This window comes from Melioribacteraceae bacterium (assembly GCA_030584085.1).
GTDB lineage: Bacteria > Bacteroidota > Ignavibacteria > Ignavibacteriales > Melioribacteraceae > SURF-28.
Genome location: CP129490.1, coordinates 1178787 through 1196395, shown reverse-complemented (window position 1 = coordinate 1196395; position 17609 = coordinate 1178787). Strand labels below are relative to the sequence as shown.

Annotated in this window: 18 protein-coding genes and 2 tRNA genes; 6 read left to right on the top strand and 14 right to left on the bottom strand. The window is 35.1% G+C overall.

Annotated elements, in window-relative coordinates; translation table 11 throughout:
• Positions 1–57: 57 nt before the first annotated feature.
• From QY331_05515 to QY331_05480, 8 genes are all read right to left on the bottom strand, one after another.
• Complete coding sequence (locus QY331_05515; GenBank protein WKZ70709.1) at positions 58–378, bottom strand: MGMT family protein; 321 nt, start codon at positions 376–378, stop codon at positions 58–60.
• 132 nt (positions 379–510) lie between these two features.
• Positions 511–1281 (bottom strand): glycosyltransferase family 2 protein, encoded by a 771-nt coding sequence (locus QY331_05510; GenBank protein WKZ70708.1) that lies wholly within the window; start codon positions 1279–1281, stop codon positions 511–513.
• Positions 1282–1285: 4 nt separating this feature from the next.
• Positions 1286–1699, bottom strand: a complete 414-nt coding sequence (locus QY331_05505; protein WKZ70707.1) for a secondary thiamine-phosphate synthase enzyme YjbQ — start codon at positions 1697–1699, stop codon at positions 1286–1288.
• A 270-nt stretch (positions 1700–1969) separates the two neighbouring features.
• On the bottom strand, positions 1970–3007 hold the full coding sequence (prfB, locus tag QY331_05500; protein ID WKZ71298.1) for a peptide chain release factor 2: 1038 nt from the start codon (positions 3005–3007) through the stop codon (positions 1970–1972).
• Between the two features lie 82 nt (positions 3008–3089).
• Entirely contained in the window at positions 3090–3419 is a 330-nt protein-coding gene (locus tag QY331_05495) for a hypothetical protein (GenBank protein ID WKZ70706.1), read from the bottom strand.
• Positions 3416–4783 (bottom strand): acyclic terpene utilization AtuA family protein, encoded by a 1368-nt coding sequence (locus QY331_05490; protein WKZ70705.1) that lies wholly within the window; start codon positions 4781–4783, stop codon positions 3416–3418. The genes QY331_05495 and QY331_05490 overlap by 4 nt, the downstream gene beginning before the upstream one ends.
• A 59-nt stretch (positions 4784–4842) precedes the next feature.
• Complete coding sequence (gene miaA / locus QY331_05485) at positions 4843–5760, bottom strand: tRNA (adenosine(37)-N6)-dimethylallyltransferase MiaA (GenBank protein WKZ70704.1); 918 nt, start codon at positions 5758–5760, stop codon at positions 4843–4845.
• Complete coding sequence (locus tag QY331_05480) at positions 5745–6383, bottom strand: protein-L-isoaspartate(D-aspartate) O-methyltransferase (protein WKZ70703.1); 639 nt, start codon at positions 6381–6383, stop codon at positions 5745–5747. Before QY331_05480 ends, miaA begins: the two co-directional genes overlap by 16 nt.
• Before the next feature lie 74 nt (positions 6384–6457).
• Here QY331_05480 and QY331_05475 point away from each other — a divergent pair, with 74 nt between their 5' ends.
• From QY331_05475 to QY331_05465, 3 genes are all read left to right on the top strand, one after another.
• Positions 6458–6976 carry a DUF5698 domain-containing protein gene (locus tag QY331_05475; protein WKZ70702.1) on the top strand — a complete coding sequence of 173 codons (519 nt, stop codon included), beginning with the start codon at positions 6458–6460 and terminating at the stop codon, positions 6974–6976.
• A 76-nt stretch (positions 6977–7052) separates the two neighbouring features.
• A tRNA-Gly gene (locus QY331_05470) sits at positions 7053–7125 on the top strand.
• A 53-nt stretch (positions 7126–7178) separates the two neighbouring features.
• Positions 7179–7252, top strand: a tRNA-Cys gene (locus QY331_05465).
• 60 nt (positions 7253–7312) lie between these two features.
• Here QY331_05465 and QY331_05460 read toward each other — a convergent pair.
• The 5 genes from QY331_05460 to QY331_05440 all read right to left on the bottom strand — a co-directional run bounded on the left by QY331_05460 (position 7313) and on the right by QY331_05440 (position 13627).
• Entirely contained in the window at positions 7313–8848 is a 1536-nt protein-coding gene (locus QY331_05460; protein ID WKZ70701.1) for a GNAT family N-acetyltransferase, read from the bottom strand.
• A 67-nt stretch (positions 8849–8915) separates the two neighbouring features.
• Positions 8916–10625 carry an AMP-binding protein gene (locus tag QY331_05455; protein WKZ70700.1) on the bottom strand — a complete coding sequence of 570 codons (1710 nt, stop codon included), beginning with the start codon at positions 10623–10625 and terminating at the stop codon, positions 8916–8918.
• Between the two features lie 100 nt (positions 10626–10725).
• On the bottom strand, positions 10726–12195 hold the full coding sequence (locus QY331_05450; GenBank protein ID WKZ70699.1) for an aminoacyl-histidine dipeptidase: 1470 nt from the start codon (positions 12193–12195) through the stop codon (positions 10726–10728).
• Between the two features lie 15 nt (positions 12196–12210).
• The gene (ychF, locus tag QY331_05445; protein WKZ70698.1) at positions 12211–13287 is read right to left on the bottom strand and encodes a redox-regulated ATPase YchF; all 1077 of its coding nucleotides are present in this window, start codon (positions 13285–13287) and stop codon (positions 12211–12213) included.
• A 49-nt stretch (positions 13288–13336) separates the two neighbouring features.
• Positions 13337–13627: an ATP-dependent Clp protease adaptor ClpS gene (locus QY331_05440; protein ID WKZ70697.1), complete on the bottom strand. Its 291-nt coding sequence runs from the start codon at positions 13625–13627 to the stop codon at positions 13337–13339.
• Positions 13628–13759: 132 nt separating this feature from the next.
• On the opposite strand from QY331_05440, the gene QY331_05435 reads away from it, so the two are divergent.
• The 3 genes from QY331_05435 to QY331_05425 are packed head-to-tail and all read left to right on the top strand — an operon-like array spanning position 13760 to position 16082.
• On the top strand, positions 13760–14506 hold the full coding sequence (locus tag QY331_05435; GenBank protein WKZ70696.1) for an electron transfer flavoprotein subunit beta/FixA family protein: 747 nt from the start codon (positions 13760–13762) through the stop codon (positions 14504–14506).
• Between the two features lie 11 nt (positions 14507–14517).
• Complete coding sequence (locus QY331_05430; GenBank protein ID WKZ70695.1) at positions 14518–15486, top strand: electron transfer flavoprotein subunit alpha/FixB family protein; 969 nt, start codon at positions 14518–14520, stop codon at positions 15484–15486.
• A gap of 8 nt (positions 15487–15494) precedes the next feature.
• Positions 15495–16082 carry a DUF151 domain-containing protein gene (locus QY331_05425; GenBank protein ID WKZ70694.1) on the top strand — a complete coding sequence of 196 codons (588 nt, stop codon included), beginning with the start codon at positions 15495–15497 and terminating at the stop codon, positions 16080–16082.
• Here QY331_05425 and QY331_05420 read toward each other — a convergent pair.
• The gene (locus QY331_05420; GenBank protein WKZ70693.1) at positions 16079–17563 is read right to left on the bottom strand and encodes a DUF2851 family protein; all 1485 of its coding nucleotides are present in this window, start codon (positions 17561–17563) and stop codon (positions 16079–16081) included. The genes QY331_05425 and QY331_05420 overlap by 4 nt on opposite strands.
• Positions 17564–17609 lie beyond the last annotated feature (46 nt).

Below are 17609 nucleotides of genomic sequence, written 5' to 3'. Positions count from 1 at the left end.
TCAATAGAAAAATAGGAGGTGCGAATCCTAAAGTCAAGTCAATTTAAAATGTAAAAACTATTTCGGTTTCCAGAAATGTTTTTTCATATTTACGCGATCATTTTCATCAAATTCCACACCTTCAGAAATTAAAAGGTCTTTCATTAAATGTGGATCGCCGAAATGCATTTTGCCGGTGAGCGCGCCCATTCTATTTACTACTCTATGAGCGGGAATGTTGGAATGCTTTGATGAGTTAAGTGCCCAACCAACCGTCCGAGCAGATGATTTTAGTCCACAGACTTCGGCAATTGCACCATAAGTTGTGACTTTTCCTTTTGGGATTTTTGCGGTTATCTCGAAAACTCTATCGAAAAAATCTTTGTTCTTTTTACTCATTGTAAATTTATAAAGTGGCTAAAGCCAGGATTAATTGTAATTGTTTAACCCCGACTTAAAAGTCGGGGCAATACTGAGAAAATTGCCGTCGGTTTCAACCGACGGAAGAAAATCTAACAATAATAATGGGCTTTAGCCCCATCGTTTATCTATTTTCTTTACATTCTGCATTTCCCACATTTTCATGTAGGTCATCATGTTTGTCATTGCATGAATTGCGGAAACCATCATTCCATACACTCCGTCTTTATAACCTTTGCGCGATATGAAATGATTTAGAAATGCCGCAACCGGATGTAATATTATTTGATATGGTTTAACAATTTTGGAATTAACTCTTTCTTCAGCTTCAAGAGTAGAATATTTATTTATCTTAGCAAATGTATCCGATAAGTTTTGATGTGTGAAATGAATCAAATCATTTTTTAATGTTCCTATTTTACCATCGACATTAAATCCTTCGTGAACTTTTCTATCTATTACATGTGTCTTACTTTTTCTAAAGAGTCTAAGTTGGTAATCCGGATACCAGAAACATGATTTAATAACTTTGTTTAAGAAGTAACTTTCACGCGGTATTCTGTAACCGTCAAATTGTGGATTCGTTTTTACTAGTTCTTGAATTTCTTTTTTTAAACCTTCCGAAACACGCTCATCGGCATCAATACTTATAACCCATTCATTTCTTGCAAGTTCGAGAGAGTATTTTTTTTGTTTAGCGTAACCTTCCCAACTTTTGATAAATATTTTATCGGTGAATTCTTTTGCAATCTCAACAGTTTTATCTTTGCTTTCCGAATCAACTAAAACAATTTCATCGCACCAAGTTACACTTTCTAAACATTCACGAATATTATGTTCTTCGTTTCCGGTTATAATTATTGCTGAGATTTTTTCACTCATTAATTTATTCACCCATAACTTTTATAATTGCACGTTTTCTTCTCTTGCCGTCAAACTCTGCATAATAGACTTGCTGCCAAGGACCGAAGTCAAGTTTACCATCTGTTACTGGAATTATTACTTGATGATGGACGAGTAAATTTTTTAAATGAGCATCACCGTTATCTTCACCGGTTCTGTGATGACGATAACCTTCTTTGAATGGGGCTAATCCTTCCAACCATTCGTCAATATCGGCGATCAATCCATTTTCCGCATCATTTACATAAACTCCGGCGGTGATGTGCATTGCCGAAACGAGTATCATTCCTTCTTTAATACCGGATTTATGTAATGCTTTTTCAACTTCGTGAGTGATGTTAATGTACTCTCTTCTTTTTGTTGTGTTAAACCAAAGATATTCTGTGTGAAATTTCATTTTGAGTTACCTTTTATTAAAAAATATTGTCGTTGGTTTAATAGTCTTTTGCAAAACCGATAAAGCGTCATTCCGAACGAACCGTATTTGGGTGAGTGAGGAATCTCATCCGAATATTTTTGAAAATCTCAATTTATTCTGGGTGAGATTCTTCATTCCGCTTCGCTACATTCAGAATGACCGCAAAACAACACAGAAAAAGTGGACGGCAATAACATGAATTCTACCACGCACTCAAAAGTGTACGACAATTTTAGCTTGGAAGTTTCATCAATTATTAGAAAACTTTAATAAGAACGCTTTTATAAAATTATTAAGATTACCATCCATCACACCTTGTGTATCAGATGTTTCAACATTTGTACGATGATCTTTTACCATGTTGTATGGATGGAAAACATAAGAACGAATCTGACTTCCCCACTCAATTTTCATTTTCGATTTTTCAATTTCATCAAGTGCGGCTTCTTGTTTCTCCAATTCCTTTTGATACATTTTCGATTTAAGAAGCTTCATCGCGTTTACTTTATTCTGTGATTGTGAGCGTTCACTTTGGCATGCCGCAACAGTATTAGTCGGGATGTGAGTAATTCTAACGGCTGTTTCAACTTTGTTGACATTTTGTCCGCCCTTACCACCCGCACGATAAGTATCAATTCTGAGATCAGCCGGATTAATATCAATCTCAATTGTATCATCAACTTCCGGTATTACAAACACCGATGCAAAAGATGTGTGTCTTCTTTTATTAGAATCGAACGGAGATATTCTAACCAAACGATGTACACCGTTTTCAGCTTTTAGATAACCGTATGCAAATTCACCTTCAACTTCGATTGTAGCACTTTTTATTCCGGCTCCGTCGCCTTCAAGCATATCAAGTAAAGTCATTTTGAAATCGTTTTGTTCACCGTAACGCAGATACATTCTCATTAACATTTCCGCCCAGTCTTGTGCCTCAGTACCACCGGCACCGGAATGAATTGTAAGAATGCAATTTTTCGTATCATCTTTTCCGCTAAGCATATTGCGGAATTCGAGATCATCTAAAGATTTTTTTAATGAATCAATTTCTTTTTCTATTTCTTCTGAAAGAGATTCATCTTTTTCGGATTCGGCGAGTTCAATAAACTCAAATAGATTATTTGTTTTATCGTTTACTACATTCCAAATATCAACCCAATCTTGAAGTGATTTTATTTTTTGAAGTATTTGCTGCGCTTTCTGTTGATCATCCCAGAAGTTATTAGACTGGGTTTCATATTGCATCGAATCTATTTTTGCAACTTTTTCATCTACCTTAAAGATAACCTCGTAATTCTTTTACTCTGCCGGAATATTCTTCAACTTCTTTTCTGTATTCTTCAAACATTCTGGATATCTCCTATAATTAATTTAATTCGTTTTCGTCAATTTCTAATTCCATTCTAAGCATGGCGGATGCTAAAGTTTTGCCTTGTGCATCGTGCTTTAACGAAACAGTCCCGCCGCCACCGAGTGTATTGTTTAACACAAAATTAATAGCTCTAATGTTCGGCATTTCGTAGCGTTCAACCTCACCGAAACAAATTCCTTTGAAGTGAGTTTTTACTCTTTCTTTAGTCAAATATTTTTGAATGAATTTATAACCTTTTTCATCGTAAGCGATTACTCCAACATTACCGGCATCGCCTTTATCACCGCTTCTTCCGTGCGCAATGTCTATTAATTTAATTCTCATTTTACCTCCAAAACTTTTACTTCCGACTTCATTAATTTTTTGGGAATAAGTGCCGGCCAATAAGCGACAACTTCACTTGGTTTTGGTCTGCCTCCGGCAAACCCGGTTACTGAAGGAGGTCCGGTTAAAATTAAGGGAGCAATTTCTTTACCAAATCGTTCAACCGCTTTATAATCAGATGAACGGACACCTATTTTAAGAACTATTTCATTGATATCATTTTCATCCAACTCTCTTGATAAAGGACCGTGGCATGAATCATAACCTATAAACTCAGTATGAATTTCTTGAAACTCTAGTTCAAGATTTTGTAATCTTTCACGCAAAATTTTATCGGCAGCTTTTGCTTTTGTCAAAGCTTTAGGCCATGTATATGTCAATTGTCCGCTTGCGGAAAATCCATCAGCAAAGGAACATGAAACTTTGAAAAACTCTGTTTCTGGTTTACCTTTTACATCATAAACTTTAACTCGATTGTTTCCTAAATCTTCTAATTTTATTGAAGTAAAATCCGCGACGCAATCGGGAGTAATGTATTCTTCCGGGTTCCCGATTTCATAAACTAATTGTTCTGCGACAGTTTCAAAACTTACTTTTCCACCGAGTGATTCATGTTTAGTGATTATTACTTCACCATTCGGATATGCTTCTGCAATCGGAAAACCGATATCAACCAAATCGATTGATTCCCAATCTGCAAGAAGATTTCCACCGGATGCTTGTCCACCGCACTCCAAAATATGACCGGCAACGGTTCCTGCGGAAATTAAATCATAATTCTCCCAATCCCAGCCAAATTCAAAAACCATTGGTGCAAGTGTGAGACCGGTATCGGTTGTTCTTCCTGTAATTACAATATCTGCTCCTTTTTGTAGAGCTTCAACAATTGGTCGAGCACCGAAATAAACATTAGCACTAAGCAGTTCATCTTTGATTGGAATAATTGAGAATCCGGTTTCCATATTATTTAATTCACAACCGGAAGCTATTATTTCATCAATTCTATTTTTTATATTATCGCCAAGAACAACTGCAACTTTTAAATTTTTTATACCGAGTTTTTTTGCGACATCAATGATTGCGTTTGCACATCCTTCCGGATTAACACCGCCACCGTTGGTAATAACTTTGATTCCCTTTTCTTTGCAATCCGGTAATATACGTTCCATCAATGAAGGGATATCTCTAGCATAGCCAAACTCGGGATTTTTATTTTTCTGTTTCTGAAGAATAGACATTGTTACTTCGGCAAGGTAATCCATTACGAGGTAGTCAATGTCACCGGCAGTAACTTGTTTAACCGGTGCATCAATTAAATCACCCCAAAATCCTTGTCCGGATGCAATTCTGATCATTTCTTTCATTTTTAACTTCGATTGTGAATAGTGAAACAAATATATCTATTAAGCGGGTCTAGTTCAAACTATGTGATTGATTTAAGGATTTTATTCTTTATGATTTCAATTTCCTCGAAGGATTCAAGATCAAACCATTTTATTCTTTCGTCTTTTCTGAACCAAGTTAACTGTCTTTTTGCATAACGGCGTGTGTTTCTTTTAATTAATTCAACAGCTCGCTCTAATGAAATTTCATTATCCAAATAACTTATAATTTCTTTATATCCAACCGTGTTTAGAGAGTTTAATTTTTTAGAATAATTCATTTCTAAGATTGATTTAACTTCATCAACAAGTCCGTTTTCTATCATCTGATCAACTCGAGCTTCAATATTTTTATAAAGAATTTGTCTCGGCCAATTCAATCCAAACTGCAAAAAATTATAATTGTTTGTTTTGGTTTCTTTGTTGTGTATTTCCAAAATGGATTTGCCGGTAAGTTTAAATACTTCAATTGCTCGAATTACTCTTTTCCAGTTTGAAGGGAGCATTGTTTCCGCTGCACTTGGGTCTATCTTTTTTAATTCGTTGTATAAAAATTCATTTCCAAATTCTTCTCTTATCTGTTTTAATTCTTCTCTTAATTCATCATCGGAATCAACATCAACAATTCCATCAATTACAGCTTTTATATATAGTCCTGAACCGCCGACTATAATCGGGATTTTATTTGATGCTGCGAGGCTACCAATGATTTTCGTTGCGTCTCTTTCATAAAGTCCCACATTATAATCTTCATCCGGATATAAAAAATCTATAAAATGATGTTTGACTTGAGATAATTCTAGCAGATTTGGTTTTGCGGTTCCGATTGTAAGATATTTAAAAATTTGCCGGCTGTCAGCCGAGATGATCTCAGTATCAAGTTCTTTAGCAAGATTGACTGCAAGACTTGTTTTGCCTGAACAAGTTGGACCAACTATAACAATTACTTGTTGTTCCATCCTTCCTTTCCGATGAGTGGTACGAATGCAAAATTCGGTCTTTCATTAATTGAAAAACTTTCTTCGTCAATTTTATCGATAATCTTCAAACTTTGTGTTGCTCTATCTCCAACAGGGATTACCATTCTTCCTCCAACTGCTAATTGTTTTAAAAGTTTCTTTGGAATATCCGGTCCTCCTGCTGTTACAATTATTTTATTGAAAGGAGCAAATTCTTCCCAGCCAATTGTTCCGTCACCGCATTTCAAAGCAACTCGAATACTTAATTTATCAAAAAGTTTTTGTGTCCTATTGTATAAATCGACGTCTCTTTCAATCGTATAAACTTTACATCCCATTGCAACTAAAATCGCAGCTTGGTAACCGGAACCGGTTCCGATTTCTAAGATCTTGTCTCCTTCCGAAATTTGAAGTGCTTCGGTCATATAAGCAACGGTGTAAGGTTGTGAAATTGTTTGTCCTTTTCCTATTGGCAACGCGTTATCGTTATAAGCATGGTGAACCATTACATCCGGAACAAAAAGATGTCTTTCAACTTTCATTATTGCCCCAAGTACTAGTTCGTCTTTAATTCCTCGCTTACGAAGATGATCTACTAATTCTTTTCTTTCCGCTTCTTTCATTTATTCACTATTTTGTGATCGGTAAAAATAAAAATTATTTACATAACTTAATTTTTTTCTATTAAGGAGATTTTATGCTCGAGGTGATTTTAGGCGGCGTTATTATAATGATTATGCGAATTGCAGATGTGACTCTAGGAACATTTAGAACTATTTTGGTCGTTAATGCAAAAAAATACCATGCTGCCATCACAGGATTTTTTGAAGTCCTTATTTGGATATTTGCAATGAGATATATTGTTGAACATATGGACCAGACAATAAACTTATTTGGTTATGCAATCGGTTTCGGTTTAGGGAATTTATTAGGAATTGCACTTGAAGAAAAAGTTGCATTAGGATTCGTTCAATTGAATATAATTTCAAGACATCATACCGATGCAATTGCAAAAAAATTAAGAGAATCGAGGTTTGCGGTGACAATTCTTCCTGCTGAAGGCGGAAGCGGCGGGATTGCAATTTTGGTTATCATTATCAGAAGAAAAGATTTAAAACCCGTCCAGAAAATTATTGATGGAATTGACCCGAAAACTTTTATAACTATCCAACATTCCAGACCTTACCGGGGATTTATACATGGATCACGGAAATAATTTTTAGAATTATTGCAAAAGATTCTAAAGGATACTATATTTGATAGCTCTTTTTGAAAGTAGTTCTTAAAATAATGCGGGAATAGCTCAGTTGGTAGAGCGCAACCTTGCCAAGGTTGATGTCGCGGGTTCGAGTCCCGTTTCCCGCTCAAAAAATCCACCGTGTGTGGATTTTCTTTTTTATATTAGATTTATAAAAAATGGTGGAGTAGCCAAGTGGCCTAAGGCGAAGGTCTGCAAAACCTTTATTCGTGGGTTCGACTCCCACCTCCACCTCACAAAAAACCCGATTTATGCAATCGGGTTTTTTATTTTATGTAAATGATTTTAATAAAATTATTTTTTGTACTTCAATTCATACAAGTCTAATCTTCTGTCATTCCAATTAAGAGTTGTTCCGTTAGTACGGGCACGTTTTAATTCTTCGATATCTACATCATGAATAACTACCGTTTCAACATTAGGTGTACATTCTGCTGCAATTCCGTCTCTCGCAAAAGTAAAATCCGATGGTGTAAAAATACCGGATTGAGCATATTGAATATCCATATTTTCGACTTGGGGAAGATTACCAACTGTTCCGGCTAAAGCGACATAAATTTGATTTTCGATACATCTTGCCTGCGCACAATAACGAACTCGCAAATAACCTTTTCTTTCATCCGTACAGAATGGTACAAAAATAATTTGTGCACCTTGTTCGGCAGCAATTCTCGCTAATTCCGGGAATTCGACATCATAACAAATGTTTATTGCAACTCGCCCAACATCCGTATCAAACACCTCAACTTTATTTCCCGGTTCAACTCCCCACCACTTTCTTTCATTCGGTGTAATATGAAGCTTATACTGCTTATCAATTTTTCCGCTTCGGTGGAATAAGAAAGAAACGTTAAAAAGTCTATCGTCTTCATTTATGAAATGTGAGCCGCCAATAATATTAATATTATATCTAATCGCTAGGTTGGAAAACATTTCCAGATATTGATCGGTATACTCGGCTAGTTCTCTAGCAGCTAATCCGGGACGTTTATTTTCAATAAAGGATAGAAGCTGAGTTGTAAGTAATTCGGGGAACAAAACAAAATCACTTTTATAACCGGATGCAACGTCAACAAAATATTCACATTGATTTGCGAATTCATCAAAGCCATTTATTTTTCTCATCCCGTACTGAACTGTACAAATTCTAACCGGTCTTCCGATTTCCCATCGCTTCCGTGGATGAGGCTCGTAATTAATATTTGTCCATTCTAATAAAGTAGCATAACCGGAAGATTCTTTATCTGCGGTTAAGTAATCGGTTATAATTCTTTTTAGAACAAAACCATTTGATAGCTGAGTTGTTAGGACAGGATCATATATAGATTTTTTGCTGACGCGTTCAACAAATTTTTCAACAGTTAGTTTGTCTTTATAAGAATCATAACTTGGAATTCTTCCGGCAATTACAATTCTCATTAAGTTTAATTCGCGAGCAATTTTTTTCCGAGCATCATAGAGTCTGCGTGCTAATTTCATACCTCTGAAATTAGGATCGACCATTATTTCAATACCATAGAGGGTATCACCTTCCGGATTGTGATTAGTTATAAATCCGGAACCGGTAATTTTTTGATAGGAATGATTTTCACCGTAAATATCAAAATCGATAATTAAACTTGAGGAAGAAGCGATTATTTTATTTTGATACTCGACGCAAATTTGTCCCTTTGGAAATATTTTAATCTGACTTTTAAATTGTTCTTCTGACCATGGCTTCATTCCGGGAAAACATTTTATTTGAAGTTCTCTTACTTGTTCGTAATCTTTTTGTTTGAGTTGTCTTACTTTAATGCTTTTCTGAATCTGGGTAAACTTAGTTTCGTCCATAAAAAAATTCCCTTCGTAATGTTGTTGACATGAAGGGAATTTAATAAAAAGTTACTAAAAGAAAAATTTATGATTTATTAACTAAGTACCTCTTAATTTTTTGTGTAGTAGTTTTTTCGAATTCTTGTTCTCTTATGTGATATCTTCTTATTTGTTTGTAAGATGCAAGTTGCTTGTTTGTTTTATCAATTTCTTCGGATATTTTTTTGTTTATCAATTCATCATTGATTGTAATTCCTTCAGATTCGGCTAGACCAATAAATGCTTCTGCATCCACAACAATCTGAGCAGCAATAATTTCATCTTGTTTCGGATCTTTTTCACCGTAAACCATGCACTCAAGAATATAGGGACTTCGATTTAAAACATCTTCGACTTCCTCGGGGAAAACATTTTTTCCGCTTTTTGAAATAATTACATTTTTCTTTCTTCCGGCAATGTGTAGAAAATCATCTTCATCAAAATATCCCAAATCACCGGTTTTGAACCATCCGTTTTGGAATGCTTCATCAGTTAGTTTTTCATTTTTATAATAACCTGGCATAACACTAGGACCCTTAGCCCAAATTTCGCCAATGCCATCTTCATCCGGTTCATTAATTCTAATTTCTACTCGTGGTAAAGGAATACCTGCGGCATCATCCTTATATTTATCCAACCGGTTCAAGGCAAGAATTGGAGATGTTTCGGTCAACCCGTATCCTTGAATAAAAGTAAAACCGAGATCACGCAATCCTTTTGCCACAAGCGGATCGGGAGCAGCACCTCCGGCAATAAATATTCGAATTGCACCTCCGAATTTTTCATGAAGTTCTTTAAAGATTTTTTGTTTTAGACCTTTTACGCCCGCATGTTGAAGCAATGTTGTCAGTTTCATTAACGGCGGAACTATCTTCGATTTAATTTTATCCTCGCTTACTCCTTTCATTATGCGCTTAAACATTTTATCGAATAATAACGGCACACCAAGAAGTATTGTCGCTTTGACTTTTTGTATATCATCCACTACAGTTTTTAATGATCTTGCATAATGAGCGGAAGCACCGCAATATAAAGGACACAACATTCCGCATGTACATTCGTATGTATGATGCATCGGTAATACTGAAAGAAATCTATCTCGTTCAGTTATTAATATCATGCTGACCATATCAACCAAGTTAGCCGCGAGATTACCTTGTGTTAGCATTACTCCTTTTGCCCTTCCCAAAGAGCCGGATGTAAAAATTATTTCCGCTAAATCATTTGGATTAATTTTTGGGAGAATACTTTCATCCACGTTATTTCCGCGGTTAATTATATCCAGCATATATTGAAATTTTGGATCTTCTTTTGTCTCATCCATACAGATATAATGTTTTACTTTCTTTAAATATGTATGGCCACCTGAAAATGTTGATGAAAATGATTCAGAAAAAATAATTGCCTCAGCATCGGATTCATGCACAATATTTAAAATTTCATTCGAGGTAAGATTCTTATCAATCGGTACAATAACATAATTAAAACACATACATGTCAAGTAAGTAATAGACCATTGAACTCTATTCTCTCCGATAACAGCAATATGTGCACGTTCGTTTAATCCCATTTTTTTAAGTTCAATCCCAAATTTTAGAATATTTCTTAGCAATTCTTTGTATGTAACGGATTGGATAGGTGTTTGATTCAAATCCTCCAATGCAATTTTATTGGAGAATTTTTCAGCGCTTTCGATTACCATTTGCTGAATTGAATTAATTTGCGGTACATCATAAAGTTTTAGATTTGTTTTCATGGCCATTCTATTTTATTATTAGATGTTGTTATCCAATTTTTTACCGCATCAATTTAAAACAAAAAAGGGATAGATGTAAATTCTATCCCCTTAATTGAGCTTAATTATTTTTTGCGATCTTTTCTAAAATACCGCTTAAAAGTTTATAAAACTTTTCCACATCAGGGATATTAAGTCTTTCATCAGGAGAATGAGCACCCTGAATAGTTGGGCCGAAGGAAACCATATCAAGACCCGGATATTTATCGGCTAAAATTCCACATTCCAAACCGGCATGTATAGCTTTTATCTCCGGTTCTTTTCCAAAAATATTTTTGAAAACAGATTTTCCAAGCTTTAGGATTTGAGAATCCATATTAGGCTGCCAACCGGGATAACTATCCGCATCCTCAATTGCATCAATTCCCGCTAACTTGAAAGCAGATTTTACCATTTCGGAAATATTGGCTTTTGCTACATCGATCGAACTGCGTTGGCTTGTCCCAATTCTCAATTTATCTTCTTTAGTAAAAATTGTTGCTAAGTTTGTTGAGGTCTCAACTAAACCGGGGATATCCGGACTCATCGCCATGATACCATGCGGTAAGGCATGCAATAAATTAACAACTTTATCAGAAAAGTTCTTTGCAAAAACTTTTTTGTGATTGAATTCTTTTTGAGTTAAGGTAACCTTTATTCCACCGTCATTAACTTTAAATTCTAGCAATGCTTCCTTAACAAAGTTTTTTGCAATTTCTTTTACCTTATTTTCATCCGATTCATTCATAAAGATTATTGCTTCAGCTTCGCGAGGAATTGCGTTTCGTTTTGAACCACCGTTTATTTCGGCAATTCTGTAATCAATACCGGAAAGTTTAAGCAGTAACCTTGTAAAAAGTTTAATAGCATTTCCCCTACCGTTAGCAATATCCAATCCCGAGTGACCGCCTTTTAATCCGTCAAGCATAAGCTCAAATGACTTATATCCAGTAGGTATATCTCCCCACTCAATATTATAAATCCCCACAGTATCTTGTCCGCCAGAACAACCTACATAAAACGCTCCGTCCTCTTCCGAATCCAAATTCAGAAGAGTTTTACCTTCAAGTAATCCTTTGCCCAGATTATTCGCTCCTGTCAAGCCTGTTTCTTCATCAACTGTGCACAGAATTTCGAGGGGTCCATGAACCACTGATTCATCGGTAACTAAAGCAAGTCCGGCTGCTACACCAATACCATTATCGGCTCCTAAAGTTGTTCCCTCAGCAGCAAGCCATTCACCATCTCTAACCAGTTTTATTGGATCATTATCAAAGTCATGTTTAGTGCCCTTGTTCTTTTCGCAAACCATATCAACATGACCCTGAATAATTACAGTCGGAGCTTTTTCATAACCTTTTGTTGCCGGAACTTTCATAACTATATTATGGATATCATCTTCCAACACTTCAAGATTATGTTCTTTAGCAAAGTTTCTTAAGTATTCTAAAATTTTTTCTTCTTTTTTTGAAGGTCTTGGGATTTGACTAATTTCATAGAATCGCTGCCAAATTAATTCCGGTTTCAAACCTTCGATAGCTTGTTTAGACATGAAATCTCCTTTACTTTAATTGTGTCGAATGTTTAAAATGTCACCATCTTTTACGATGTACTCTTTGCCTTCGAGCCGCCAAACACCTGCTTCTTTACATTTTGCAAATGAACCGTGTTCAATATAATCTGCATAACTAACTACTTCAGCTCGAATAAATTTATTATAAAAATCAGTGTGAATTACACCGGCAGAATCTTGAGCGGTATAATTCTTTTTGATTGTCCATGCCCTGCATTCATCTTCACCAACAGTAAAAAATGATTGCAGACCTAATATCTCATAACTCGTTCGTAATATTTTTGATAATGCTGACTCATGTATTCCGTAATCACTCATAAAGGACTTACGATCTTCTTCTTCCATTTGCGAAAGTTCATACTCAATTTTTGCAAAGAAAGGAATTACCGCAACTGTTTTATCATTGAGACTTGCTTTTACATCACTAACAATTTTATCAACATCACTTATGGAGTTTTCATCACAATTAATCGCAATTGCTAAAGGTTTTAATGTAAGAAGTTGATAACCTGATAATATCTTCCGCTCATTATCATCAAGTTCCAGAGTCCTTAATGGTAATTCACTTTCAATATGCTTATGACATTTTTCAATTAAGGGAATTTCTCTTTTTATTTTATCATCTTTCGTTTTCATTACTTCTTTTTGAAGTTTCTCAAGACGATTTTCCAAAAATGTTAAATCAGATAGAAGAAATTCTGTCTCAAGAAATTCAATGTCGCGTTTAACATCAATAGAATTCATTGGATGCGGAACTGATGGTTCGTCGAATTGACGAATTACATAAAAGAGTGCATCGTTATTTTTTACATTATTCAAAAACGCACTTGTAATTTTTACTTTCCCGTCATCTTGCATTTGCAATCCGGGAATGTCAAACACCTCGATTGTTGCAGTAACTTTTTTCTTAGGATTAAACATCTCAGTCAATTTATCTAATCTTTCATCGGGTACTTTTACGACTTCAATAACGGTTTCGTCCTTTCCGGAAGGAACCATTTCGGTTTGAGCTAATGTATTGAAAAGAGTTGATTTACCTGAAAATTGTAATCCTACCAATCCAATTTGCATATATTTCCTTTAGTTTGAATAATTTTATATAGGATACAAATATACAGAATTATTGGGATATGATTTGTGTGTGTAATTCGATTTCTTCGAGAACTGAGGAGACTTTTAAGCATTCAGGTAAAGGTCCAAAAAATACAATTGCTTTACCTTTAACGTGTACTTCAAATGTTAAATCGCGAGCTTTTTGCAAAGAACAATTAATCGCTTTAATAATCTGATCAATAACTTCATCAAACGTATGCCAATCATCATTATAAAGAACTACCTTGAATGGCAATCCAACATCAATTTCTTCTTCAAATTCGGGTTCAGTAATTCCAGTGGGTTTTTCTTCAAGCATTTTAAGGACTTTTCTTATTGAAAAGAAAGTTATGAAAATATGGTTATAAAATAAATTAGTCATCTTAATTTTGTAATTTTATTCTCGTATTTATATCTTTTTTAATCTATTTGATGAAATAAAGGAGGAAGGATGAAAATAGCTGTATGCGTAAGCCATGTTCCGGATACTGCGACCAAAGTAAGTGTTGGTTCAGATGGCAAAAACATTGATCCGAACGGTGTTACGTTTGTCGTAAATCCGTATGATGAATTTGCGATTGAAGAAGCGCTTAAACTAAAAGAAGCCCAGCAAGGTGAAGTAGTTGCCATAAGTGTTGGACCTGATGCTAATAAAGAAACACTAAGAAAAGCATTGGCAATGGGTGTCGATTCTGCCGTTTTACTAAAAGACGAAAATCAACGAGATTCCATAGGTATAGCTAAAGCTTTAGCTGATGAAATAAAAGCTCAAGATGCAAAAGTGGTTTTCTTTGGTAAGCAATCAGTTGACTATGATAATTCGATAACAGGGCAAGTTACAGCAGAATTGTTAAATTACAATTGCGTCACTGTTGTGGTTGATCTTAAAATAGATGGCGAAAAAGTTATAGCTGAGCGGGAAATTGAAGGCGGAAGAGAAATTGTAGAAACTTCATTCCCGGTTGTAATTACAGCACAAAAGGGTTTGAACGAACCGAGATACGCTTCGTTAAAAGGAATTATGCAGGCAAAGAAAAAAACTATCGAAGAAAAGACTCCAGAAACTTATAGCAATTTAGTTGAAGTTGTTGGAATGAAAAAACCTCCCGCTAAACAACCCGGTAAAATTTTAGGTGAAGATTCAAGCGCGGTACCGGAATTAGTAAAATTGCTTAGAGAAGAAGCAAAAGTAATTTAAGGGAGGAGAACATGGCAAAAAAAGTATTGGCATTTCTTGAACAAAGAAACGGAATTATAAAAAAAGCTTCGTTCGAAGCGGTAAAAGTAGGTAAAGATTTTTCGGAGAAATTAGGATGTGATTTTGAAGCTGTTGTTATCGGCTCGGATATAAATGAATTGGCAAAAGTTGGTGGATTTGGTGTAAAAAAGGTAACACATATTAAAAACTCAGATCTTGCTCTTTATTCATCTTCAGCTTACACGAAATCATTGGTTGAACATACTCAAGCTATTGGTGCCGATGTTATAATTTTCCCTAACACGGCTTTGGGCAAAGATTTAGCCCCGAGAGTTGCAGCAAAGTTAAATGCCGGAATTGCAATGGATTGCGTTGCTTTCAATTTTGAAAACGATATTATTGCAGCCCGTCCGGTCTATGCCGGCAAAGCAATAATTGATGTTAAAGTAAATAGTAAAATCAAAGTCTTCACATTAAGAACAAATATCTTTAATGCCGGCGAACCGAATACTGATTCAGCAGAAATTGAAGTGAAAGAAATTAGTTCACCTGATCTTTCTTGTAGAGTAACCGAAGTTAAAAAATCCGAAGGTAAACTGGATGTATCAGAAGCTGACATAATAGTTTCCGGCGGAAGAGGTTTAAAAGGTCCGGATAATTTTGGCATGATTGAAGAACTAGCCGAAACACTTGGCGCTGCAGTCGGTGCCTCTCGTGCTGTAGTGGACGCTGGATGGAGACCTCATGGTGAACAAGTGGGACAAACCGGTAAAACCGTAACGCCTTCACTTTACATAGCAGTTGGAATCTCCGGAGCAATTCAACATTTAGCCGGTATGAGATCATCAAAATATATTGTTGCAATTAATAAAGATAAAGACGCACCTATATTTACAATTGCCGATTACGGAATTACCGGTGATGTATTTGAAGTGGTTCCAAAACTAATTGAAGAGATCAAAAAACTGAAAGCAGAATAGAAGATATTATGAATAAGATACAAGTTGAAATATTAGGATTATCTGCAAGCCCCTCTGCCGGAGGGGCTTATGCACTCTTGTTAAAAGAGACTTACGGCAATAGAAGATTACCGATTATAATTGGTTCGTTCGAGGCTCAATCAATAGCACTCGAAATGGAAGGAATAAAACCTCCCAGACCGTTAACTCATGACCTCTTAAAAAACACAATAGACAATTTAGGCGGAACAGTAATAGAAGTTATCATCGATGAACTGAAAGAGAATACTTTTTATGCAAAAGTTGTGTTGGAAGTTTCTTCACTTACAAATGAAATTGATTCGCGTCCGAGTGATGCTATTGCGTTAGCCGTAAGATCCGAAGCACCAATTTTTGTTTCCGAAGAAGTAATGAAAAATGCCGCATTTATACCAACTACCGACGAAGATGAAATAACCGAAGAAATGAATGAAAAAGAAAGTGAAGTCAAGAAAAAAGTTGAATCAAAAAGTGCAAGTTTACAAGATCAATTACGCGAAGCTATAGAAAAAGAAGATTATGAACGAGCCGCAAAACTGAGAGATGAAATAAATCGAAGGAAGAGCAGTAACAATTAATTAAAAACTTGTTTGCCAATCTCGCATTCTAAACACTTACCTTTTGAGCAAAAGTGTCTGAATAATTCTATCATTCCTTGAGAATAAACTGTTCTGTTCGAAACACGATTAAGACCGAGTGTTTCCGAAACTTCTCGAACAATTTTATTATCATTTTTCTGTTTGTAAATACTGTAAAGTTTGAAAACCTTTTTTGCTAAATCCTGATTGCCAAAAACTTCGAAGTACACCGTAAAAAATGGAAGCAATACATTAATAACGATTTCATCTGCTCTGCCTGCTCCGACAAAATATTTTATTTTAGTTGAAGCTTTTTTATCAAACACATAATGATCTTCCCAGAAACCATGTGATCTAACCACAAATACTGATCGCAATGAATTTATTAAAACGTTAAGGTTACGTATTTCTTTAATTTTTTTTATTAACGAACTCACCAAATTATCATTAACTAAACTTTGAAGAATTTCAATTCCTCCGGCAATTCTTATTGTAGGAAAGTTCTGCGGGCGTAGTCTGAAAAAATTCCAATCGGTCTCGTTAAACGTTTCCCCATCATATTTGCTTTGTAAGGACTTCCATTCTTCAAATATTTTTTTTGTGTACTCGGATTTGTGATTATCGGGAAGTTTTTCAGCATCAGGAAGTAATCCACTTACTCCAAATAATGCTGCTTCTAATTTTTGTTTATCAGTTTTACCAGCATTTAAAAAACTATTAATAAAATTAATATTAGCCGCTTGCGCGAGTTTCATCATTATTGATTTATTTTTTGAATAACCAAGTGCTTCAAATACATTTTCATAAAGTAGCTGAAGCCAAAGATCTTTTTCTTTGAAATCATTATGAGTGTATTTTTTATTTCTGAATTCTTCGCCCAATTCATATTTTATTACCGGTTCTTTCAGCTGAAGTTCACTAATGTATTTTAGTTCTTTTAATCTATCATAGAACTTCATACATTTTTTTTTGTATCGTTCTGTTCCAAGATCCAGCACAAATTTTTCTTTGCTCCTCAAATCAATAATGCTGTTACTTTCGATGCATCGCAAGGTGTGTTCGTGATTTGAATTGTATGATTCAATTTTTTTGCTGATTGATTTGACTTGCTGAACTTCAACATGATCGGCTAGTTTTATCGATGGAATTTTTCTGCCATCTTTTGAATAAACATAAGGTTGATTAAATTTATTTGTGAGCGAAAGGTGGAGTACAACTTTATTATACTTGTTATTTAGGTGATGCCCGTGTGATTTCCAATCGTGATAGTCACTGTCAATTTCTATATCACCGACAAAAGTTAAGTTTCCAATTCTAATTCTTGCGTTATGAAAATCGGGGCCGGTAGTATCGGAGTTGTGTTGACCGGCATCAAGTACTGCTATCTCATCTCCATCAATTGTTTGTAAGTTACTTTCGAAATTCTGATTAATCCAGATTTCGTATAAGTCTTTTTCAAAGATTCTTTCGGAGCTGATCATTTCTGCCCTCTGCTATTCTTTGATACAAATCAGAAGATTACTTCGT